Origin of the sequence: Mariniflexile ostreae (genome assembly GCF_042427585.1) — a bacterium.
Lineage (GTDB): Bacteria > Bacteroidota > Bacteroidia > Flavobacteriales > Flavobacteriaceae > Pseudalgibacter > Pseudalgibacter ostreae.
In genome coordinates, this window is sequence record NZ_JBHMFC010000039.1 from 1 (window position 1) to 21442 (window position 21442).

General features: G+C 35.4%; 25 protein-coding genes. 16 read left to right on the forward strand and 9 right to left on the reverse strand.

Translation table 11 applies throughout. The annotated features are described in order from the left end of the window. Positions 1-219: 219 nt before the first annotated feature. From ACFFU9_RS09680 to ACFFU9_RS09690, 3 genes are all read right to left on the reverse strand, one after another. Positions 220-618, reverse strand: a complete 399-nt coding sequence (locus ACFFU9_RS09680; protein WP_379861228.1) for a rhodanese-like domain-containing protein — start codon at positions 616-618, stop codon at positions 220-222. A gap of 12 nt (positions 619-630) precedes the next feature. Then, on the reverse strand, positions 631-939 hold the full coding sequence (locus tag ACFFU9_RS09685) for a rhodanese-like domain-containing protein (RefSeq protein ID WP_379861229.1): 309 nt from the start codon (positions 937-939) through the stop codon (positions 631-633). Between the two features lie 246 nt (positions 940-1185). Continuing rightward, a complete protein-coding gene (locus tag ACFFU9_RS09690; protein WP_379861230.1) occupies positions 1186-1731 on the reverse strand; it encodes a TlpA family protein disulfide reductase in 546 nt (181 codons plus the stop codon). A 479-nt stretch (positions 1732-2210) separates the two neighbouring features. On the opposite strand from ACFFU9_RS09690, the gene ACFFU9_RS09695 reads away from it, so the two are divergent. The 11 genes from ACFFU9_RS09695 (at position 2211) to ACFFU9_RS09745 (ending at position 13293) form a co-directional block, all read left to right on the forward strand. Next, on the forward strand, positions 2211-3614 hold the full coding sequence (locus ACFFU9_RS09695) for an anthranilate synthase component I family protein (protein ID WP_379861231.1): 1404 nt from the start codon (positions 2211-2213) through the stop codon (positions 3612-3614). A gap of 116 nt (positions 3615-3730) precedes the next feature. Beyond that, positions 3731-4309 (forward strand): anthranilate synthase component II, encoded by a 579-nt coding sequence (locus ACFFU9_RS09700; RefSeq protein WP_379861232.1) that lies wholly within the window; start codon positions 3731-3733, stop codon positions 4307-4309. 86 nt (positions 4310-4395) lie between these two features. After that, positions 4396-5388: an anthranilate phosphoribosyltransferase gene (gene trpD / locus ACFFU9_RS09705; RefSeq protein ID WP_379861233.1), complete on the forward strand. Its 993-nt coding sequence runs from the start codon at positions 4396-4398 to the stop codon at positions 5386-5388. Positions 5389-5422: 34 nt separating this feature from the next. Next, positions 5423-6208 (forward strand): indole-3-glycerol phosphate synthase TrpC, encoded by a 786-nt coding sequence (gene trpC, locus ACFFU9_RS09710; protein ID WP_379861234.1) that lies wholly within the window; start codon positions 5423-5425, stop codon positions 6206-6208. Continuing rightward, positions 6205-6837 (forward strand): phosphoribosylanthranilate isomerase, encoded by a 633-nt coding sequence (locus tag ACFFU9_RS09715; protein ID WP_379861235.1) that lies wholly within the window; start codon positions 6205-6207, stop codon positions 6835-6837. The genes trpC and ACFFU9_RS09715 overlap by 4 nt, the downstream gene beginning before the upstream one ends. Positions 6838-6923: 86 nt before the next feature. After that, positions 6924-8105: a tryptophan synthase subunit beta gene (trpB, locus tag ACFFU9_RS09720; RefSeq protein ID WP_379861236.1), complete on the forward strand. Its 1182-nt coding sequence runs from the start codon at positions 6924-6926 to the stop codon at positions 8103-8105. Positions 8106-8249: 144 nt separating this feature from the next. Then, positions 8250-9014 (forward strand): tryptophan synthase subunit alpha, encoded by a 765-nt coding sequence (gene trpA / locus ACFFU9_RS09725; RefSeq protein WP_379861237.1) that lies wholly within the window; start codon positions 8250-8252, stop codon positions 9012-9014. Positions 9015-9025: 11 nt separating this feature from the next. Next, on the forward strand, positions 9026-10306 hold the full coding sequence (locus tag ACFFU9_RS09730; protein WP_379861238.1) for an NAD(P)/FAD-dependent oxidoreductase: 1281 nt from the start codon (positions 9026-9028) through the stop codon (positions 10304-10306). A 336-nt stretch (positions 10307-10642) separates the two neighbouring features. After that, on the forward strand, positions 10643-12163 hold the full coding sequence (locus ACFFU9_RS09735; protein ID WP_379861239.1) for a carbon-nitrogen hydrolase family protein: 1521 nt from the start codon (positions 10643-10645) through the stop codon (positions 12161-12163). A gap of 4 nt (positions 12164-12167) precedes the next feature. Next, on the forward strand, positions 12168-12827 hold the full coding sequence (locus tag ACFFU9_RS09740) for a hypothetical protein (protein ID WP_379861240.1): 660 nt from the start codon (positions 12168-12170) through the stop codon (positions 12825-12827). Between the two features lie 13 nt (positions 12828-12840). Further along, positions 12841-13293: a tRNA (cytidine(34)-2'-O)-methyltransferase gene (locus ACFFU9_RS09745; RefSeq protein WP_379861241.1), complete on the forward strand. Its 453-nt coding sequence runs from the start codon at positions 12841-12843 to the stop codon at positions 13291-13293. Between the two features lie 12 nt (positions 13294-13305). Here ACFFU9_RS09745 and ACFFU9_RS09750 read toward each other — a convergent pair whose 3' ends face one another. Genes ACFFU9_RS09750 through ACFFU9_RS09765 form a run of 4 tightly spaced genes read right to left on the reverse strand, consistent with a single transcriptional unit; the run spans position 13306 to position 16033 of the window. Continuing rightward, on the reverse strand, positions 13306-14265 hold the full coding sequence (locus tag ACFFU9_RS09750; RefSeq protein WP_379861242.1) for a sugar phosphate isomerase/epimerase family protein: 960 nt from the start codon (positions 14263-14265) through the stop codon (positions 13306-13308). Positions 14266-14312: 47 nt separating this feature from the next. After that, positions 14313-14540 carry a VF530 family protein gene (locus ACFFU9_RS09755; RefSeq protein WP_379861243.1) on the reverse strand — a complete coding sequence of 76 codons (228 nt, stop codon included), beginning with the start codon at positions 14538-14540 and terminating at the stop codon, positions 14313-14315. Beyond that, entirely contained in the window at positions 14524-14745 is a 222-nt protein-coding gene (locus tag ACFFU9_RS09760) for a DUF6500 family protein (RefSeq protein ID WP_379861244.1), read from the reverse strand. Before ACFFU9_RS09760 ends, ACFFU9_RS09755 begins: the two co-directional genes overlap by 17 nt. A 4-nt stretch (positions 14746-14749) precedes the next feature. Then, positions 14750-16033, reverse strand: a complete 1284-nt coding sequence (locus ACFFU9_RS09765; protein ID WP_379861245.1) for a DEAD/DEAH box helicase — start codon at positions 16031-16033, stop codon at positions 14750-14752. A 265-nt stretch (positions 16034-16298) separates the two neighbouring features. Here ACFFU9_RS09765 and ACFFU9_RS09770 point away from each other — a divergent pair, with 265 nt between their 5' ends. The 4 genes from ACFFU9_RS09770 to arsB all read left to right on the forward strand — a co-directional run bounded on the left by ACFFU9_RS09770 (position 16299) and on the right by arsB (position 19337). Continuing rightward, the gene (locus ACFFU9_RS09770; RefSeq protein ID WP_379861247.1) at positions 16299-16628 is read left to right on the forward strand and encodes an ArsR/SmtB family transcription factor; all 330 of its coding nucleotides are present in this window, start codon (positions 16299-16301) and stop codon (positions 16626-16628) included. Between the two features lie 103 nt (positions 16629-16731). After that, a complete protein-coding gene (locus ACFFU9_RS09775; protein WP_379861248.1) occupies positions 16732-17619 on the forward strand; it encodes an arsenite methyltransferase in 888 nt (295 codons plus the stop codon). A 21-nt stretch (positions 17620-17640) separates the two neighbouring features. After that, a complete protein-coding gene (locus tag ACFFU9_RS09780; RefSeq protein WP_379861249.1) occupies positions 17641-18258 on the forward strand; it encodes an arsenate-mycothiol transferase ArsC in 618 nt (205 codons plus the stop codon). A gap of 2 nt (positions 18259-18260) precedes the next feature. Beyond that, the gene (gene arsB / locus ACFFU9_RS09785) at positions 18261-19337 is read left to right on the forward strand and encodes an ACR3 family arsenite efflux transporter (protein ID WP_379861250.1); all 1077 of its coding nucleotides are present in this window, start codon (positions 18261-18263) and stop codon (positions 19335-19337) included. 84 nt (positions 19338-19421) lie between these two features. On the opposite strand, the gene ACFFU9_RS09790 is transcribed toward arsB, so the two are convergent. Then, positions 19422-20333: a mechanosensitive ion channel family protein gene (locus ACFFU9_RS09790; RefSeq protein ID WP_379861251.1), complete on the reverse strand. Its 912-nt coding sequence runs from the start codon at positions 20331-20333 to the stop codon at positions 19422-19424. 34 nt (positions 20334-20367) lie between these two features. Further along, a complete protein-coding gene (locus ACFFU9_RS09795; RefSeq protein WP_379861252.1) occupies positions 20368-21081 on the reverse strand; it encodes a uracil-DNA glycosylase family protein in 714 nt (237 codons plus the stop codon). 154 nt (positions 21082-21235) lie between these two features. Between ACFFU9_RS09795 and ACFFU9_RS09800 the strand changes: the two genes are divergently transcribed. Further along, on the forward strand, positions 21236-21442 hold a 207-nt coding region (locus ACFFU9_RS09800), incomplete at its 3' end, for a transposase (protein WP_379861253.1).

Below are 21442 nucleotides of genomic sequence, written 5' to 3' on the forward strand. Positions count from 1 at the left end.
GAATTATACTAAACCAATTTTTAGCTATATTTGAAAACAGGATTAAACTATAAATAATTTAACCCTGAAATTTTGAACTTACACAGATTTTAGGATAGTGTCAATAAAAAGCCGAACAACACAAAAACCAGATAAAACTCTTTTATTACCCAAAACACTAAGCTTTATTATTGCAAACACTTTAATGGTACAAAAAATGATACATTAACGCTTAAGAGCCTATAATTTAGTATCCACTTCATACCCATCATGTTTCCATTTTGAGATACCGCCTTGCAAATCATAAATTTTAACAAAACCAGCTTCTACAAGTTTTTGGGCACATGTATTACTTCTTCGTCCAGTTTTACAATATAACAACACGGGTTTGTTTTTATCCAGTTTGCTAATATCTTCTAAAAAACTAGGTGACGAGAAATCAATATTCTGAGAGGTCGCAATAAATTCCTTTTCGTGTTCTTCAGGGGTTCTAACATCTATAAACTGAACATTGTCTAGCTGTAAAAATGTATGCATTTCTTCAGGAGAAATAATTTTTATTCCTGAATCTTCTTTTGGTTTACAGCCTATCATAATCCAAACAAGGAAAAAAGTTAAAACGATAGCTAAGTTTTTCAAATTTAAGTTCATTTATTCAATATCACCTTCCCATTCTAACATACCTCCCAAAAGATTGTAAGCATTATCAAAACCCATTTCTTCCATAATCTCACATGCTTTTCCACTTCTCGCGCCAGATCGGCAATAAACATAATAGTTTTTATTTTTATCAAGCGCTTCCACTTCATCAATAAACCCTTGTCCTTTATGAATATCGATATGCAAGGCATTTGGAATCTTTCCTTCTGCAACTTCTGCATCTGTCCTTACATCTAAGATAACCGCGTTGTCATCATTTTCCAACTGCGACACCCATTCTTCTTGTGTTAATTCTTCCATATTATAGTTTTTTTAAAGTTCAAATTTAATATTTTCATTCGAATTTATGGTCAGAAATATTACAGAACTACTCTATTTTAAAGGAATGGCGATTTTAAATGTGTTAAAAAATATCAAGACATATAATATACCCCCTTTTATAATCGAATAAAAAAAACCATACCCAGAGTGCCACAAGTCTTATTACAACAAAAGACAATTGCCACATCTATTAAAGCGCTAACACATTGTACTATCCATGTGTTTTTAATTTAAAAACTGTTGCAATGCCTTATCAAGCGCTTCATAAGTAAATATTTTTTCATAAAATTGGCGCTTTTCGTTATTAAATATTAAAGTAGCCGGAATAGAGCCCGACCAGGCCTTATCTACTTTCGGAACCCACGTTTCCATATCTGCATCGTCTAAAACTATAACTTTAGATTTTATTTGATGGGCTACCATAAAGGGTTTTAATTTGGAGTCGTAAACATGAGGCAGATCCAAGCTTACCAGAATAACCCGAACATTTTTTTCTGAATATAGCTCGCTTATTTTTTCAAAATGTGGCAGCTCTTTAATGCATGGCGCACACCATGTCGCCCAGAAATTGATAATATATATATTACCATCCTTAGTGGTCCAGAGTTTTTCCAATTGGCCAAAATCATAGACATCCAAAGAAACATCATGTTCTATTTGGTTTTCTTTTACCACAACAGAGGGATTCCCAATAAAAGTTTGCTCTGGTTTTCTTGAGTGGTTACAAGTAAGCAGGCCTATGCCCAGAAGTAATGATATGCCATATTTCATAAGCTTAAAAATATATAAAGAAAGCGTTTAAAGGCAAAGGTTTAACAAACATTTAGATATAATATTATTATTAAAAGCTTCATTTATCAATACATTTGCAACATATAAAAAAGCAGCATTTTTTTAATAAGAAATTGGTAGCCTTTTTAAAAACAGCATTTATTTTAAAAAACTGGATTATTAGGACGGTACGGTTAATAGCAGACTAATTTCTCCTTAAAACCTAGTAATCACTTAAGGCTATCATAATTACTTATGATAGCTTTTTTTTCAAAAAAAAACTAAAAGTATTGCATAAGTGTATTTTCATGTCTATATTTGATCCTATTAAAGAAAAAAAATGAAAACAATATTAAATAAAACTTGGTGGTGGAGCTTTCGAAACTAAATTCGTGAAGTAACCCTATAGGTATATTTAAAATATAAAATATTCAAAAAGGCTTGTCATTCACGACAAGCCTTTTTTTAATTTAATTCAAATGAAAACATTCAATTTATACACCCATCATAAAAAAATTTTAGCAGATACCATTACACCGGTAAGTGTCTATTTAAAAATAAGAGACAAGTATCCCAATAGCGTACTGCTAGAAAGTAGTGATTATAGAGTAAACGATAATAGTTTCTCATACATTTGCTTTAACCCTATAGCCTCTATTAAGGTTCAAAAGGAAATCATTACCCAAACGTTGCCCGATGGAAGTACCACATTAACAAACCTTGCAGAAAACATAAGTGTTTCACAAGAAATCCACAAATTCACCCAGCGTTTTAATATCGACTCGAATGCACAATTTAAATTTATAAACAATGGCCTTTTTGGGTATTTAGCTTATGATGCGGTGCGCTATTTTGAAGATATAAAAATCTCTAAAAAAGAAGATTCTCTAGAGATTCCAGACATCTATTATGCGGTGTACCAAAATGTTATCGTCATAGATCATTTTAAAAATGAAGCCTATATTTTTGCCCATTGCCATGATACAGAAAACAATATAGACGATATCCACGAGCTTATTAAAGTGAATAATTTCGCAACTTATAAATTCTCTACAGAAGGCGAAATAAGTTCCAATTTAAAAGATGAAGAGTTTAAAGAGCATGTAAAATTAGCAAAAAAACACTGCGGTCGTGGCGATGTCTTTCAAGTTGTATTGTCTAAAAACTTTTCTCAAAAATTTAAAGGAGACGAATTTAATGTCTATCGTGCCTTACGAAGTATAAATCCTTCACCTTATTTGTTTTATTTCGATTTTGGCGACTTTAAAATTTTTGGTAGCTCACCAGAAGCACAGCTTATTGTTAAAGATGGCAAAGCAGAAATACATCCTATTGCAGGCACCTTTAAACGTAGTGGCAACGACACCCAAGATGCCGAATTGGCAAAAAAACTATCAGAAGACGAAAAAGAAAATGCCGAACATGTTATGCTTGTCGATTTGGCAAGAAACGATTTAAGCAGACATGGTAGCCAAGTAACGGTCGACAATTATCGCGAGGTACAGTTTTTCTCGCACGTTATTCATTTAGTTAGTAAAGTTACAGGACTAATACACCCCAAAACCACTACCATGCAAGTAGTTGCAGACACCTTTCCGGCCGGCACTCTTAGTGGTGCTCCCAAACACAGGGCGATGCAATTAATAGAACAATACGAGAAAACAAACCGTACTTTTTACGGTGGTGCCATTGGGTTTATGGATTTTGAAGGCAACTTCAATCATGCCATAATGATCCGTACTTTTTTAAGTAAAAACTATCGTTTACATTGGCAAGCAGGAGCGGGAACGGTTTCAAAATCTAATCCTGAAAGTGAGCTCCAAGAGGTGTACAACAAATTAGGTGCCTTAACAAAAGCTATTAAAATTGCTGAAAATATTTAAAATCATGGCGTTACCTTTCCCGAAAACTATCGGGAGGTCGGGCTTTCCGCTATATCTTTTTTGCGAAAAACAAAAAAGGATGCCGCTGCAATCCCTAACGCAAACACATAATTAAAATGAAAAAAATATTAGTTATAGATAATTACGACAGTTTTACATATAATCTGGTACACTATCTAGAAGATTTAAACTGCGACGTAACCGTTGTAAGAAACGATAAATTAACATTAGAAGATGTTGCGCCATTCGATAAAATTGTATTATCGCCAGGACCAGGAATCCCAGATGAAGCAGGTCTTTTAAAACCTATCATTAAACGTTATGCACCAACCAAAAGCATTTTGGGCGTATGTTTAGGCCAGCAGGCTATTGGCGAGGTATTTGGTGGCTCGTTAATAAACTTAGAAGAAGTGTACCACGGAGTAGCTACAAAAGTAACCCGTTGTGTAGAAGATGAATCCCTATTCCACGGATTAGAAAAAACCATTCAGGTGGGCCGATACCACTCTTGGGTCGTGGATCCTAACTTACCTGATTGTTTAGAAGCCACCTCTTTTGACGAAAACGGACAAGTCATGTCTTTACGCCATAAAGAATACGATGTAAAAGGCGTGCAATATCACCCCGAATCTGTATTAACTCCAGATGGTAAACAAATACTTAAAAACTGGGTAAACAGTTCCGCTTCGCGATAACAATAGGAACAACTGCCGGTATAAAAGATGGAAAAACAATTATAATCAATAAAAAAACACCTCGCTTTTGGGAGGAGAAAAAAGGAATGAAAGACGTATTAAACAGACTTATAAACCACGACACGATATCTACTGAAACTGCTAAACAGGTATTGGTCAATATTTCAAAAGGTGATTATAACCAAAGCCAGATTGCTTCTTTTCTTACTATATTTATGATGCGTAGCATTACATTAGAAGAATTAGCTGGATTTAGAAATGCCCTTCTGGAATTGTGTATTCCCATAGATTTAAAAGCGTTTAATGCTATAGATTTATGTGGCACAGGTGGTGATGGTAAAGACACCTTCAATATTTCTACCCTAGCCTCTTTTATTACGGCAGGAGCTGGCGTAAATGTAGCTAAACATGGTAATTATGGTGTATCTTCTTCTTGTGGATCCTCCAACGTTATGGAGTTTTTAGGAATTAAATTCACAAATGATGAAGATTTTCTTAAAAAAACTATAGATAAAGCAGGAATTTGTGTTTTGCATGCGCCACTATTTCATCCTGCCATGAAAAACGTGGGTCCCATCAGACAACAACTTGGCGTAAAAACGTTTTTTAATATGTTAGGCCCTATGGTAAACCCATCCTTTCCCAAAAATCAAATGGTAGGAGTATTCAGTTTAGAGCTATTAAGACTTTATGGCTATTTATATCAAAACACCGATATTAATTATACCATTGTGTATGCCCTTGATGGATACGACGAAGTATCGTTAACGGGTGGAACCAAAATTATAAAAAACCAATCTGAACTTATATTAAACCCAGAAGATTTTGGTGCTAAGCACATACAACAACACGAAATCTTTGGCGGCGACACTGTAACCAAAGCAGCAAAAATATTTGTAGATGTTATTAGTGGACATGGTACCGAAGCGCAAAACAATGTAGTTTGCGCAAACGCAGGACTGGCCATTGCTACCTCTAAAAACATCGACCATAAAGAAGGCTTTGAAATAGCAAAAGAGTCGTTATTTAGTGGTAAGGCTAAAGCCAGTTTAGACACCTTAATAGCATTGAGTAAATAAAACCATGAGGATCTGATAAAACAGAGTAATAAACATGAATATATTAGACCATATAGTAGCAGATAAACGAAAAGAAGTCGATTTTCGAAAAAAATTGATTCCTATTTCCCAATTGGAACAATCTGTTTTATTTGAACGGGCCACCACTTCCCTTGCCCAACAATTAAGAGAAAGCCAAACAGGAATTATTGCCGAGCATAAACGACGCTCGCCATCCAAAGCTGTTATCAACCAAAACCTTAATGTGTTTGATGTTGCTAAAGGTTATGAGCATGCCGGAGTTTGCGGGATGTCCGTTTTAACCGACGGAAAATATTTTGGTGGATCTTTAGACGATTTATTAACAGCTCGCGCCAGTTGCAACCTTCCTTTGTTAAGAAAAGAATTTATTATTGATGAATATCAAATTTTAGAAGCCAAGGCTTATGGCGCAGATGTTATTTTATTAATTGCCGCCATTCTTTCAAAAGAAGAAATCAAGCAATTTTCAGAATTCGCAAAAGGATTGGGTTTAGATGTCTTGTTGGAAGTTCATGACGAAGCAGAACTGCATAAATCGATTATGCCAAGTTTGGATATGCTAGGTGTAAATAATCGGAATTTAAAAACCTTCGAAGTGAGCCTGGAAACCAGTAAGGCTTTAAGCAAATGGATTCCTGACGATTTTGTAAAAGTATCAGAAAGCGGCATTAGTAATATAGAAGCGATAAAAACACTACAGCCATACGGTTATCAAGGGTTTTTAATTGGCGAAAATTTCATGAAAACCGATGATGCCGGTAAAAGTGCATCGGCATTTATAAAAACACTGCAAAAATGAAACTGAAAGTCTGTGGTATGAAATACCCTGATAATATAAGGCAAGTTGCAGCATTGAAGCCCGATTATCTTGGTTTTATTTTTTACGAAAAATCTGCTAGACACTTTAAGGACAGTCCTATTCTAGAACTGCCCCTTTCAATAAAAAAAACAGGTGTTTTTGTGGATGCTGATTTGGATTTTATTATTGAAAAAATCAATAAGCATGATTTGCAGGCGGTACAGTTGCACGGTCATGAATCTCCAGATTTTTGTAAGCAATTACAAAGCCAGGTGGAAGTCATTAAAGTCTTTAGTATAAAAGATACCTTCGATTTTTCTGTTTTACTGGCTTACGAGCAAGTCTGCGATTATTTCCTATTCGACACTAAAGGACAACTGCCTGGAGGCAACGGTTATACATTTAACTGGGACCTTTTAAAAAATTACCCTTCAACAAAACCTTTCTTTCTAAGCGGTGGCATTGGAGTTGATGAAATTGAAGATTTAAAAAAATTTAAACAAAGCAAAGCATCAACATACTGTTATGCCATCGATGTGAATAGTAAATTTGAGATAGAACCTGGATTAAAAAACATAGAATTATTAAATATACTTAAGGAAAATGTACCATTTCGCCCCTTATTATAATGAAGGTAATGCGAAATCTATTAAAACAAAAATAATCATTAAACATCCCGAACATCGGGACTGCACATGCAGGAGTTACAGAAATTATGAATTACAACGTAAATGAAAAAGGGTATTATGGTGATTTTGGAGGGGCATACATTCCAGAAATGCTATATCCTAATGTAGAAGAGTTGCGCCAAAACTATTTAAAAGTAATGGCAGAACCTGATTTTAAAAAGGAATTTGACCAACTTTTAAAAGATTATGTTGGGCGTCCCTCACCCCTTTATTTTGCAAAACGGCTTTCAGAAAAATACAAGACCAAAATTTATTTAAAGCGCGAAGATTTAAATCATACAGGAGCTCATAAAATAAACAACACCATTGGTCAAATTTTAGTTGCAAAACGATTAGGAAAACACCGCATTATAGCCGAAACTGGCGCTGGACAACATGGCGTTGCTACTGCAACGGTTTGTGCTTTAATGGGCTTAGAGTGTATTGTTTATATGGGTGAAATTGATATTGCCAGACAAGCGCCAAATGTTGCCAGAATGAAAATGTTGGGTGCCACAGTAGTTCCAGCTTTATCTGGAAGCCGTACCTTAAAAGACGCTACAAACGAAGCCATTCGCGATTGGATAAATAACCCCGTAGATACCCATTATATTATTGGTTCTGCTATTGGCCCCCATCCTTATCCCGATATGGTAACCCGCTTTCAATCTGTAATTTCCGAAGAGATAAAATGGCAGTTAAAAGCGCATGAAGGACGTGAAAATCCAGATTATGTTGTGGCCTGTATAGGTGGTGGCAGTAATGCCGCTGGAACCTACTATCATTTTTTACACGAAGAAGAAGTTGGTATTATTGCCGTAGAAGCTGCCGGTCTGGGTGTAGATTCTGGAGAAAGCGCAGCAACCTCTGTTTTAGGAAAAGAAGGCATCATTCATGGCTGCAAAACGTTATTGATGCAAACTTTAGACGGGCAAATTACCGAACCCTACTCTATTTCTGCTGGTTTAGATTATCCCGGTGTTGGCCCCATGCATGCCCATTTGGCAAAAACGGGGCGTGCAGAGTTCATGTCTATTACCGATAACGACGCCATGAATGCGGGATTGGAACTCTGTAAATTGGAAGGCATTATCCCTGCTATTGAAAGTTCGCATGCTTTGGCCATTTTTGCACAAAGAACATTTAAGCCAGACGATGTGGTGGTGGTTAGTTTATCAGGCCGAGGCGATAAAGATTTACAAAACTATATAGAATATTTTAAAATATAACATAGGGGCGTTCCACTCCCGATAACCATCGGGAGGTCGGGCTTTTCGCTATATCTTTTTTGTGAAAAACAAAAAAGGATGCCGCTGCAATCCCTAACGCAACCAAGCTTTAAAAATCTGTGACGTTTAAAAAAATAAAACACAATGAATAGAATTAATCAAAAATTACAAGAAAGCAAAAAATTGCTTTCCATATATTTCACGGCAGGTTACCCTAGTTTAAACGATACCGCTTCTATTATTCAGGATTTAGAAAAAAACGGTGTCGATATGATAGAAATCGGACTCCCTTTTAGCGATCCACTTGCAGATGGTCCCACCATTCAAGCAAGTTCTACAACAGCTCTAAAAAACGGCATGACTTCCGAAGTGTTGTTTAATCAGTTAAAAGATATAAGATCATCGGTTTCCATTCCATTAATTATTATGGGATATTTTAATCCCATATTGCAATATGGCGTTGAGGCGTTTTGTAAAAAATGTGCAGAAATTGGTATTGATGGGCTTATTATTCCAGACTTACCTGTAGACGTATATCATGAAGACTATCAAGCCATTTTTAAAAAATACGGCCTCATTAATGTGTTTTTAATTACACCACAAACACCAAAAGAACGCATTGAGTTTATCGATTCTGTTTCTAATGGTTTTATTTACATGGTAAGTAGCGCTAGCGTAACAGGCAGCCAATCGGGTTTTGGAGAAGAGCAAACCACTTATTTTAAACGCATAAACGATATGAAGCTTAAAAACCCGCAAATTATTGGTTTTGGAATTTCTAATAATGAAACTTTTACTCAAGCCACCAAATATGCCAAGGGCGCTATTATAGGAAGTGCATTTATCAAACATTTAAAAGCAAAAGGCCCTGATTCTATAAAAGAATTTGTGACCTTTGTAAAACCATAAATTTATCTCCCATGTCCGAAATAAAAAAAGTAATAATTGTCGGAGCCGGTTTTGCGGGTTTACAACTTGCTCAAGACTTAATAAACAACAAAGAATATGAGGTTTATTTGATAGATAAGCAAAATTACCATCAATTCCAGCCCCTCATGTATCAAGTTGCAACAGCTAGGCTGGAACCTGCTAGCATCTCATTCCCCCTTCGAAAAGTTTTTCAGAAGGCAAAAAATGTTAGAATCAGGATTACCGAGGTAACAGAAGTTGATTTCGAAAAAAAACAGGTTTCAACAACCATTGGAGATTTCGATTACGACCATTTGGTTATAGCCATAGGATGTACCACCAATTATTTTGGAAATGCCAATTTAAAAGATTACGCTTATCCTATGAAAACCATTCCAGAAGCTATTCAGCTTAGGAATAGAATTTTACAAACGTTCGAAGATGCCCTAAACACCAATAACCCTGAAAAACTACAAACCCTATTAAATTTTGTAATTGTAGGAGGTGGCCCAACAGGAGTTGAACTGGCTGGTGCATTGGCCGAAATGAAGCGCCATATACTTCCTAAAGATTACCCCGATAAAGATTTTTCAAAACTCACCATATACCTTTTAGAAGGTGCTGCACATACCCTGAACCCTATGAGTGAGGGCTCTCAAAAAATGTCGCAAAAATACTTAGAAGAACTTGGGGTTATTGTTAAAACCAGCACTATAGTTAGCGATTATGATGGAACTGTTGTTACCTTAAATAACGGAGAAAAAATAAATTCTAAAAATCTCGTTTGGGCAGCAGGTGTTACAGGAAATTGTATTGATGGTTTTCCTAAATCTTGTATTACAAGGGGTAACCGTTTGATCGTAAACCGGCACAATGAAGTCGAAGGACTTAAAAACGTGTATGCTGTAGGAGATATTGCGTATATGTCGACCCCAAAATACCCTAACGGTCATCCTCAAGTAGCTAGTGTTGCGCTACAGCAAGCAGATTTATTAGCTAAAAACCTTGAAAATTTATCCAAAAACAAACCGTTAAAACCCTATGAATACACAGATAAAGGGGCTATGGCGACTATTGGTAAACGTAAAGCTGTTGTAGATTTACCTAAATTTAGTTTCCAGGGCCGTTTGGCTTGGTTTACATGGATGTTTATACATCTTATGCTTATTTTAAGTGTAAAAAACAAACTACTTATTTTTATGAACTGGACCATCAGTTATTTTAATAATGATAGTACACTAAGAATAATAATGAAACCTGCTCGCGTAAAAGTAAAAACAAAAAAAGATTAACAGAAATCACCGTCTAATTAAACACTTAAATCCTTTTAACAATTTGTCGATTGTTTTATGATATTTTTAATAAAATTTGACTCTCTGTTTTGTATCTTACCATTATCATAAAATAACAACTATTACAAACGTTATAAAATATATTGGCGTTTTGAAACCAAAAAACAATTGAGACCTATATAAAATACAAATATGGATGTCCAAAATCCAGGTTTGTAAAAGCTAACAAAGCCTATTCTCACTTTAAGAATAGGTTTTTATTTTATATTATAAAAAATAAATATACCCTAACTTGTAATATATTCGTATAGTATAAAATACTACGAAAAACTGCTAATGGAAAATATAGATAACATAGAATTAAAATACCTTACTTTAAATGATTATCAAGAATTAAAGGCCGCAATGATTGCATCTTATAGCTCTATGCCTGACTCTATTTGGAATGAAAAGCAAATCAAAACTCTGATTGAAAAGTTCCCAGAAGGCCAAGTCGTTATAAAAATAAACAATCAAATTGCGGGTTGCGCATTATGTATTATTGTAAACTATGACTCTTTTGACGACAATCATAGCTATGAAGATATTACAGGGAATTACACGTTTAGCACCCACACCAGCGAAGGTGATATTATTTATGGTATTGATGTGTTTATAAAACCAGAATTTAGGGGCTTACGATTAGGCAGAAGGCTCTACGATTATAGAAAGGAACTATGTGAACGTTTAAACCTAAAAGGGCTTGCTTTTGGTGGCCGAATCCCCAATTATCACAAGTTTGCCGACACGTTATCTCCAAAAGAATATATCGATAAGGTTAGACGAAAAGAAATACATGATCCTGTTTTAAATTTTCAAATTTCAAACGATTTTCATCCTGCACGTATATTAACCAATTATCTTGAGGGGGATTCAAATTCTCGAGACTATGCTGTTTTGCTAGAATGGGACAATATTTATTATGAAAAGAAAAACAAAAAGGCCAGTACTATAAAAAAAATAGTGCGATTGGGTTTGGTACAATGGCAGATGCGTCCTTACAAAACTTTGGACGATGTTATGGAACAAGCCGAGTTTTTTATAGATGCAGTGTCTGGTTATAGAAGTGATTTTGCACTATTCCCAGAGTTTTTTAATGCGCCTTTAATGGCCGAAAATAATCATTTATCTACACCAGAAGCTATTAGAGAACTGGCAAACCATACTTCAGAAATGGTGCATCGGTTTTCGAAATTGGCCATTTCATACAATATAAACATCATCACCGGAAGCATGCCAGAAGTTGTAGAGGGCAAGCTTTATAATGTAGGCTATCTGTGCCGACGCGATGGTAGCATGGAGCGTTATGAAAAACTGCACGTAACTCCAGATGAGGCGAAAGTTTGGGGCATGGTAGGTGGCAATAAACTCCAAGCTTTTGATACCGATTGTGGTAAAATAGGTGTTTTAATATGTTACGATTCTGAATTCCCCGAATTAAGTAGGCTCTTGGCCGATGAGGGCATGGACATATTGTTTGTTCCGTTTTTAACAGATACACAAAATGGATTTTCCCGTGTTCGCCACTGTGCGCAAGCCAGAGCCATTGAAAACGAGTGCTATGTAGCCATTGCCGGAAGTGTTGGGAATTTACCAAAAGTACAAAACATGGACATACAATTTGCACAATCTATGGTGTTTACGCCTTGCGATTTCCCTTTCCCTACCAATGGAGTGAAAGCTGAGGCCACGCAAAATTCTGAAATGATATTGATTGCAGATGTAGACATTGATTTACTCCGAAATTTAAATCAGTTTGGAAGTGTGAGAAATTTAAAGGACAGACGTACTGACCTTTTTGAACTAAGAAAAAAATAAAAACATGAACTATCATATCATTATCAATAATGTAAAAACGGTTGAAGAACTTAAAGATGCATGGACCCATGCAGATTATATCGCCTTATTAGAGCGCTTCGAATTTCCGGATGCCGAAAATTCTAAACCCGAAGAATTACAAGAATTGCTCTTTATGGCGATTTCAGATTTTGAACCCCATGAAGCTGCAGCCATTTTATTAAGTTACAAACTATCCGATCATTTAAATGAGAATCAAATAGAACAGATATCCCATGAAATGCTTTTGGATAAAATCTCTGAAGAGTATAGAGATATCACACTTCATCATCAGCTTTTTAATATCAATCAATTATTGCACAAAGCCTACAACGGGTCTTTTCCCAATGCTAAAGCTACCATAATTGAATTTGAAATAAGTCCCAATCAAGATGTTACAAAAGAAGTAGCGCTTAAAGTTTTAGATGCCACCTTAGCAAAAAACAATGTGATAAAACGGCTCTTTCCAGATCAACTTGCAGGAAAAGAGATGTTCGAAGAAGCCGAAGCCATTGTTTGGGACTTAAACGCGAAAACAGATACGTCTTTTGTTTTAACTACTTCAGAATATTGGATTAGTAGGGATGAGTTTAAGGAGGCCGAATACGATGTTACTATTGTTCCTTTCGAGGACGAAAACGAATAATTACGTTTAAATTATGCCTTTAAACATTGTACTTTTAGAACCCGAAATACCAAATAACACAGGTAATATTGGAAGATTGGCATTAGCCTCGGGTTCTCATCTCCATTTGGTTAAACCTTTTGGATTTCAAATTAACGACACCCGATTAAAACGTGCCGGATTGGATTATTGGCAACATTTATCGGTGACGTATTATGAAAACATTGAAGAGTTTTTCTCTATTAATAAAAGCAAAAAAATGGTGTTTTTATCTAGTCATGGCCAAAAAAACCATTGGGATATTCCTTTTGAAAATGATTTGTTCTTAGTTTTTGGAAAAGAATCGGTTGGACTGCCTAAATCTTTAATAGAAAAACATCCTGATGCACTTTATAAAATCCCATTATACAGTGAACACGTTAGAAGTCTTAACCTTGCAAATGCCGTTGGTATTGTTGTATATGAAGGTTTAAAACAGTTAGATTAAGAAAGCATTACACTATTCAACCGCAGCCCAAAGCGCTTTAATGCGCTCTATATCTTGTTTCATAGCGTCGAATATTTCTTTTTGAGGCAAAGAAACATCTTTCCTACCATGTTCGGCCCCACCTAAGTTGTACTCACAATGCAAGGAAACAGGAGCCTGAATTTTATAGGTTTTGAGTAATTTAAAATACGCTTTAAAATCGACCATCCCCTTACCAATTGGCACATTTACCAATTCCCACTGCCCTTTAACAAGCGCCCATTTAAAATCTTTAAGTACCAAAGAGTTAATATGTGGAGCAATTAATTTAAGACCTGTTGGCCAAGACTTACCGCCTTCTACTGTAGCATGCCTAATATCATATTGACACCCCATAAAACCGTTATTCAAGACTTTAAAAGCATTATGGATGTCCCAAATAGAAGCTCCAAAGTCAAGTCCTGCGTGATTTTGGTAAGCACCTTTTATACCGTAATGTTTATTAAGTTTAGACAAGGGCTTTAACTGCTTTTTAATGTCTGAAATTGCTTCTGGAATAGATTTGTTTTTGGGGTATTTATAATATCCCAATCTATAAAGCTCAACACCCAATTTAACGGCGGTTTCCAATATGTCTTTTGTAAAAGGTTCATCTATTGAAAGAATACCAGACGTTATCATTTTGGGTTCAAATCCTACCGCTTTTATATGTTCTATGGCTTTAGGTAAATCGTCTTTAACCCGCTCTGGAAGCACATGTCCTTTATTTCTCACCGATAGGTCTATACCGTCAAATCCCATTTGAGCAGCAGCATCTGCCATATCTCTATAGTCCAAAAACTGAAGGTGTTTTGAAAAAATATGAACTTCTAAATCGCTTCTTTGGTCTTTGGAGTTTAAAAAGGATTGCGAAAATGCAGGCAATACTGTTGCTCCTACCCCTGCCAATACCGAGGTTTCAATAAAAGACCGTCTTGTAATTTCCTTTTTCATTATAGAATTTCAGAAAAGCTAAATTACAAATTAATGTGAAGTCGTAATTAAGGGATTTTGTTTTTTAGCATTTTTAAATACATGGTTTCCACTTTTGTACGAGCCCAAGGGGTTCGTCGTAAAAATTTAAGACTAGATTTTACCGATGGATTATCATTAAAACATCGAATGTTAATAACCAGACCCATATATTCCCAACCGTAATGCGCTACTAATTCGTTAATAATTTGTTCAAGTTTTACCCCGTGTAACGGATTATTAGGTTGGGATTCCATTTATAATATTTTTAATTTTAATAGCCTTTTCAAAGTGGTTTAACCGATGTGTTTTAATCCACCATTCCGCAACTTCCATAAGCACCTCCGGATTGTCATTTTCATTCTTAAAAAAAGCATAAAAAGAAACTCCTACTTGGTCGCCTTTTGCGGCAATTTTTTTATTGCAAACTGCTATAATTTTATCTTTCAGACTCTCTTGCATTACACTAATTCCTTCTATCCGTACTGCGGTTCGGTCTTCTAGCACTATTGCTCCTTCCTGAGTTTTTATTAGAACTCCCAGAGGATTTTGAATTGTTTCGAGAACCTCTATTTTGACGGCCTTGCCCTTGTTTTATAGGTTCTGTAGATGCATTGGGATCTGGCTCAAAACCTTCTAAAATTTCAACAGGAAGTTTCATTTCAATCAGTTTTTCAATATCTCTTAAAAAGCTGGTTTCATCTGCACTTACTAAAGACAAAGCGATACCACTAGCTCCTGCTCTACCGGTTCGTCCAATTCTATGCACATAATCTTCTGGAATATTTGGAATTTCAAAATTGATCACATGTGGCAATAATGGTATATCCAAGCCTCTAGCGGCAATATCTGTCGCCACCAAAACTCTAACGCTCCCACTTTTAAATCCAGCCAATGCTTTCGTTCTGGCACCTTGACTTTTATTACCATGAATGGCAGAGGCTGTAATACCAGCCTTTTCCATCTTTTGGCAAAGTTTATTGGCACCATGCTTAGTTCGTGTAAACACTAAAACCTGCTTCCAATTACCATCTAAAATCAATTTAATAATTAAATCCGTTTTTAAATCTTTAGCAACGCGATACACTTTCTGGTTTATGGCCTCCACGGTTGTATTTTCCGGTGTCGCTTCTACCTGAACGGGATGGTTTAAAATACCATGAGCCAGCCTCTTAATATCTTTAGAAAATGTTGCCGAAAACATAAGATTTTGGCGTTTTACAGGTATCATTTTTATAACACGCTCGATATCCCTTAAAAATCCCATGTCCAGCATACGGTCGGCCTCATCTAAAACAAAAAACTCAACTTGTTTTAAAGATAATAAACCTTGGTTGTTCAAGTCTAACAAACGTCCTGGAGTTGCCACCAGAATATCTATTCCCTGACGCAGTGTTGCTGCTTGTGGATTTTGATTAACACCTCCAAAAATAACAGCGCTTTTTATATTTAAAAACGTACTATATTCTTTCACATTGGCATAAACCTGTGCAGCCAATTCACGTGTTGGAGTTAAAATCAATGCCCGAATAGGTCTGTGTTTTCCAGTTGTTTTTTCAGAAAGCAATTGTAAAATAGGCAAAGTAAAACCTGCTGTTTTTCCCGTCCCTGTTTGAGCAGATGCTAAGATATCCTTTCCCTCTAAAATCGGAGGAATGGCTTTTTGTTGTATAGGAGATGGTGTTGTGTATCCTTTTTCGCTAATAGCTTTTAGCAAGGCTTCGGATAGGCCTAAAGATTGAAATGACATATATTGTGTTTATGAAGCAAACACTATTTAATTAGGTCACTCCTTTTAATTTCCGACAAAGGTACGTTTAATTTTAGGATTTTGTTTAAAATCTTGAAATTGCATAAAAAACACCAAAGCTCATGTTCATTTTTATTTAAACCATTATTACGGTATTATCTAGAACTTAAAGCAATTAAAACAAGTTTAAAATTCATTTTATTAAAAAAAACCTTTGCTGTTTATTTGTTTAATCGTAATATTGCAATGTAACAATATAACACCTATGGGATTATCAAAAACTGAAATATTTACAGACCTACAAAATGAAATCGCCTTAATAGCCAAGGTCTTCGGCCACCCTGCTAGAGTAGCCATATTAGAACATCTTTTTAAGATAGACGCCTGTATATGCGGAGACTTGGTAAACGAAATTGGATTAGCACAACCCACTATTTCTCAACATTTAAAAGAGTTGAAACAGTTAGGCTTAATTAAAGGCAATATAGAAGGCACACGTGTTTGTTATTGCATCCATACAGAAAATTGGATTAAAATGAAAGACATTATGTTCCAGTTTCTAAATCAAGATCTTCCTAAGGCAGATTGTTGCTAAAGGCATGTGATTTTATAAACGCGATAAAACTGTAAAAAAATACAGGACTATAGCCTTTTATTAAAATAAATGAATACTACGTCTAAAAATAAACACTAAAAAAATGAAAAAAGAACAAGAATTAAAAAACATAGTAAAAGCGCGTTATGCACAAATTGCAGAACAAGATAAAGCAGACAACGCATCGTCTTGCTGTGGCGCAACACCTACATCAAACAAGGTTTACAATATTATGATGGACGATTACTCTAAAACCGAAGGGTATATTGAAGATGCCGACTTAGGTTTGGGCTGTGGGCTCCCTACTCAATTTGCAAAAATAAAAAAAGGGGACACTGTTATAGATTTAGGTTCTGGCGCGGGCAATGATTGTTTTGTTGCCAGACATGAAACTGGTTCTGAAGGGAAGGTAATCGGATTGGACTTCACCCCCATCATGGTTCAAAAAGCACGAATAAATGCAGAGAAACTAGGTTATAACAACGTGGAGTTTAGAGAAGGTGATATTGATAATATGCCGGTTTCAGACGCTATTGCAGATGTTATTGTGAGCAATTGTGTTCTTAATTTAGTGCCTAATAAACAAAAAGTGATTGGTGAAATCCATAGAGTTTTAAAACCAGGCGGTCACTTTAGTATATCGGATATTGTATTGGTAGGCAACCTGCCCAATGCCTTAAAAGAAGATGCCGAAATGTATGCGGGTTGTGTTGCTGGAGCCATACAAAAAACGGAATATCTGAAAATGATAGAAGACCAAGGGTTTAAAAATATACAAATCCAAAAAGAAAAACCTATTAGCATTCCTGATGATATTCTTAGTAAATACCTCAGTAATGAAGAAGCTGAAAGGTTTAATAGTGGAGGATCTGGAATTTTTAGTATCACCGTTTACGCAGAAAAAACAGGAGCAACAGAAGAAAAATCAACTTTAAAATTTTCAGATATCCAAACTGCAGATTCATGTAATCCAAATACGGGATGTTGTTAATCCATCAAAAAATCAAAAAAAATGGCTTTATTTCATAAAATCGAAGACACTATTTCAGCATTAAAAGTTGAAACCTTATCACAAGAACGTAAACAAACCCTGCTACCCTTAATCGATTATATCAAAGAAAATATAAAAGAAAAACAAGAGATCCGTATAAATTTCATTTGTACACACAACTCCCGCAGAAGTCATTTATCACAGGTTTGGGCGCAAACTATGGCGTATTATTTCAATATAAAAAATGTGTTCTGCTACTCTGGTGGAACAGAAGCCACAGCCCTTTTTCCAGTAGTGGCAGAAACTTTGCAGCATTCCGGATTTGAAATACAAAAAATTTCAGAAAACAACAATCCTATTTACAGCATTAAATATGCAGAAAACGAACATCCTATTATAGGGTTTTCTAAAACATATGAGCATGATTTTAATCCGAAATCTAAATTTGCTGCTATTTTAACCTGTTCTCAAGCAGATGGTGATTGTCCTTTTATTGTTGGTGCAAAAAAACGCATCTCATTACCTTTTGACGACCCAAAAGCTTTTGATAAGACACCTCAACAGGCCATAAAATACAATGAAAGAAGCTTGCAAATTGCCACCGAACTGTTTTATGTATTCTCTCAAATAAATTCGTAAATATGGCATCAAATAAAAAACTGAGTTTTCTAAATAGCTATTTAACCGTTTGGATTTTCATTGCTATGATTTTAGGTGTGGGTATTGGTTATTTTATCCCGTCGTTTCCAAACATAATCAATTCGTTTAGCCATGGCACAACCAATATCCCCATAGCTATCGGGTTGATACTCATGATGTACCCTCCTTTAGCCAAGGTCAATTACTCCCTATTGCCTAAGGTTTTTCAGGATGTGAAGATCCTTTCCGTGTCTTTAATACTAAACTGGATAATCGGTCCTTTTTTAATGTTTTTTTTAGCCATTATTTTTTTGCGGGATCACCCAGAATATATGGTGGGCGTTATATTAATAGGTTTGGCACGTTGTATTGCCATGGTACTGGTATGGAATGACCTTGCAGAAGGTAATAGCGAATACGGTGCAGGACTAGTGGCTTTAAATAGTGTTTTCCAAGTATTTGGCTATAGTTTTTATGCGTGGATCTTTATAACCATTCTCCCTCCCTATTTTGGATTTGAAAGTGCTATTGTAGACATTTCTGTCGCTACCATTGCAGAAAGTGTGGCCATTTATTTAGGGGTTCCCTTTGTATTGGGTATTTTAAGCCGACTAATTTTAGTTAAACTTAAAGGTGATGCCTGGTACACCGAAAAATTTATTCCAAGCATTTCTCCAATAACGTTAATAGCCCTCTTATTTACCATAGTGGTTATGTTTTCATTAAAAGGGGAGCTAATCGTAGAAATACCAAAAGATGTTTTAATTATAGCAGTGCCTTTACTCATCTATTTTACATTGATGTTTATCATTGCTTTTTTCTTTACCAAAGCAATGGGGGCAGCCTACGACAAGACGGTATCTGTAGCCTTTACCGCTGCTGGTAACAACTTTGAATTGGCCATTGCCGTTGCCATTGCTGTTTTTGGACTGAATTCTGGCCAGGCTTTTACTGGGGTGATTGGACCTTTGGTGGAAGTTCCCGTATTGATTTTATTGGTTAGGGTTTCGTTTTGGTTGCGGAAAAAATATTATCCAAAATCCATTTCCAAAAAGCACATGAAGCAAGAAATGCTTTAAAATACGACGTATTATTGGGCTTTAAGCATCGCTTTTAGTTTATAATGCTTATTTCTATACTATAAATTTATGGAATTGTTTTTCTTATGATGTGTGAGATTCCTCATGACGAATCTTTACAGCAATAGCATCTTCAGTTCCATAAATTTTAAGTTCTTTAATGTCTGCTGGAAGGTTAAAGCCTCTACTGACTAATTCTTGTTTCACTTGCCGTATTATGGTGCCTCGCAAAACAAGAGATGCCCGTCTATAATCTACGGTATCCACCCAAAAGAAAACTTTTAAATTCACGGTACTGGAAGCCAGTTCATGCTCTATAACAAAATTTTCGTGAGCTATATCATGAACAATTTCAGTATTAGCATCCAAAATGTCTTGTATGAGTTTTTTAGCACTTTCAATATCGTCTTCATAACCAATACCTACTAAAAAATCGACACGGTAAAAACCATCGGCAGTATAATTGGCTACAGGCTTGGTTAAAACATCGCTGTTAGGAATGAAAATATCCCTACCATCAAAGGTTTTGATATGTGAATACCGAAAGCTTAAAGCTTTCACTTTTCCAAAAATATCATCGATTTTAATAGTATCATTAATATTAAAAGGTCGATTGAAGGCCAGAATAATTCCTGCTAAAAAATTCTTTCCAATATCTTGAAAAGCAAAACCCAAAATAATCGCACCACCGCCAACGGCAGTTAAAAGCCCTGTGGCAATACCATTTAAACCCGCAACCTGTAACGCTATCATGATGGCAATAACAACTAAAATAATCTTAATGGCTTGAGCTAAAAAACGCGCCATTAGAGGGTCTTCCGATTTTTTTTGAATTCTTTTTTTGTAAATATTCGTTAACAGCTGCGCCAACAATACGCCTGCAATAACCACTAAAATCCCTAAAGCAATTCTAGGGAGTACAATGAGGAATTTTTCGTAATATCCTTCTAAAGATTTGGTAATGGTCTGTCTGGAGGATTGTAAAAATAAAATCATGAGCAGCATTTTACTTTAAAGATACTAATAAATCTTAAAAAAATTCCCGGTATTGAAGGACTCTAAAATCGAAAGTATTAAAATTAGGATTACTATTTTTAAGTTGTTGGTATAAAGGCATGCTTCCAATAGCTCTATTTGCCGAACCCGATGCAGAGGTTAGAGATACGGTTTTTATTATTCTAAACTCCTCACACTGCTGCTTCGTGTTATCGTTCGCTACAGATATTGCAGGTTTCGAAAACATGGGAAGTTTAATTTGATGGATTCTTGGTATGTCGCTTGATATAATTTCAAGTTTTAAACCATGGGTTTTAATATGTTTTCTAAAAAAGTATTCAGGACCATTTTTACTGTTTCCTCCGGTAAATAATAGCGTATCAATATTGGGATATTGTTTTAAATAGCCTATCAGGTTACGCAGTTTAACGTTTTCCATACCCAAATCTGAAGCGTTTACTTTTTCCCGTTCGCAAGCATCCACTATATCACAAATCCCTATTTTATGTTTTATTAAAAACTGTTTTCGTTCATTAATCGCTTGTTGGGAATTATCATAACGCAACTTTAAATTATAGATTTCATCAATATACAGCCATAAAGAATTGTAATAACTACCATAACAAAAATCTACATCTTTTTCCAAAAGCTCGCCACACGAAAACCGTGGTGGCGGCAATGTACCAACAATCAGTTTTGTAGTATCATCTTTAATGAAAGGTTTATAGGGATGTGTATGTTTAAACATAATTATACTTAACACAAAGCCAATACTTTTATACGTGTAATAAGGGTTACTACGTGAAACACATAAAGAAGTGATTTAAACTTTTTTTAAAAAAAATGAGAAGGGTTGTGGATATTTGTGTTGCGAAACATAAATAACTAAATCACAACCCTATATGTACTCAGTACTCGACAAATATACAATAGAAATGGAAATTGTGCCATACTTACCAATGCCAAAAAGAGGTTTTCCTCCAACTGTTCCGTTGGTTGAGATTATCAACGCAATTCTCTACAAGCTGAAAACAGGCGTGCAATGGCATCAATTGCCAACAGAGGTGTTCTTTAAAGAAAAGACATTAAGTTGGGAATCGGTCTATTAT

Excerpts from the sequence above, each read along its gene's own strand:
- ACFFU9_RS09715 (WP_379861235.1), top strand. The coding sequence starts at position 6,205 with ATGAAACTGAAAGTCTGTGGTATGAAATACCCTGATAATATAAGGCAA.
- ACFFU9_RS09795 (WP_379861252.1), bottom strand. The coding sequence starts at position 21,081 with ATGTTTAAACATACACATCCCTATAAACCTTTCATTAAAGATGATACT.
- ACFFU9_RS09775 (WP_379861248.1), top strand. The coding sequence starts at position 16,732 with ATGAAAAAAGAACAAGAATTAAAAAACATAGTAAAAGCGCGTTATGCA.
- ACFFU9_RS09690 (WP_379861230.1), bottom strand. The coding sequence starts at position 1,731 with ATGAAATATGGCATATCATTACTTCTGGGCATAGGCCTGCTTACTTGT.
- ACFFU9_RS09695 (WP_379861231.1), top strand. The coding sequence starts at position 2,211 with ATGAAAACATTCAATTTATACACCCATCATAAAAAAATTTTAGCAGAT.
- ACFFU9_RS09685 (WP_379861229.1), bottom strand. The coding sequence starts at position 939 with ATGGAAGAATTAACACAAGAAGAATGGGTGTCGCAGTTGGAAAATGAT.
- trpD (WP_379861233.1), top strand. The coding sequence starts at position 4,396 with ATGAAAGACGTATTAAACAGACTTATAAACCACGACACGATATCTACT.
- ACFFU9_RS09780 (WP_379861249.1), top strand. The coding sequence starts at position 17,641 with ATGGCTTTATTTCATAAAATCGAAGACACTATTTCAGCATTAAAAGTT.
- ACFFU9_RS09790 (WP_379861251.1), bottom strand. The coding sequence starts at position 20,333 with ATGATTTTATTTTTACAATCCTCCAGACAGACCATTACCAAATCTTTA.
- arsB (WP_379861250.1), top strand. The coding sequence starts at position 18,261 with ATGGCATCAAATAAAAAACTGAGTTTTCTAAATAGCTATTTAACCGTT.
- trpC (WP_379861234.1), top strand. The coding sequence starts at position 5,423 with ATGAATATATTAGACCATATAGTAGCAGATAAACGAAAAGAAGTCGAT.
- ACFFU9_RS09770 (WP_379861247.1), top strand. The coding sequence starts at position 16,299 with ATGGGATTATCAAAAACTGAAATATTTACAGACCTACAAAATGAAATC.
- ACFFU9_RS09730 (WP_379861238.1), top strand. The coding sequence starts at position 9,026 with ATGTCCGAAATAAAAAAAGTAATAATTGTCGGAGCCGGTTTTGCGGGT.
- ACFFU9_RS09745 (WP_379861241.1), top strand. The coding sequence starts at position 12,841 with ATGCCTTTAAACATTGTACTTTTAGAACCCGAAATACCAAATAACACA.
- ACFFU9_RS09765 (WP_379861245.1), bottom strand. The coding sequence starts at position 16,033 with ATGTCATTTCAATCTTTAGGCCTATCCGAAGCCTTGCTAAAAGCTATT.
- ACFFU9_RS09740 (WP_379861240.1), top strand. The coding sequence starts at position 12,168 with ATGAACTATCATATCATTATCAATAATGTAAAAACGGTTGAAGAACTT.
- ACFFU9_RS09735 (WP_379861239.1), top strand. The coding sequence starts at position 10,643 with ATGGAAAATATAGATAACATAGAATTAAAATACCTTACTTTAAATGAT.
- ACFFU9_RS09700 (WP_379861232.1), top strand. The coding sequence starts at position 3,731 with ATGAAAAAAATATTAGTTATAGATAATTACGACAGTTTTACATATAAT.
- ACFFU9_RS09755 (WP_379861243.1), bottom strand. The coding sequence starts at position 14,540 with ATGGAATCCCAACCTAATAATCCGTTACACGGGGTAAAACTTGAACAA.
- trpA (WP_379861237.1), top strand. The coding sequence starts at position 8,250 with ATGAATAGAATTAATCAAAAATTACAAGAAAGCAAAAAATTGCTTTCC.
- trpB (WP_379861236.1), top strand. The coding sequence starts at position 6,924 with ATGAATTACAACGTAAATGAAAAAGGGTATTATGGTGATTTTGGAGGG.
- ACFFU9_RS09760 (WP_379861244.1), bottom strand. The coding sequence starts at position 14,745 with ATGCAAGAGAGTCTGAAAGATAAAATTATAGCAGTTTGCAATAAAAAA.
- ACFFU9_RS09750 (WP_379861242.1), bottom strand. The coding sequence starts at position 14,265 with ATGAAAAAGGAAATTACAAGACGGTCTTTTATTGAAACCTCGGTATTG.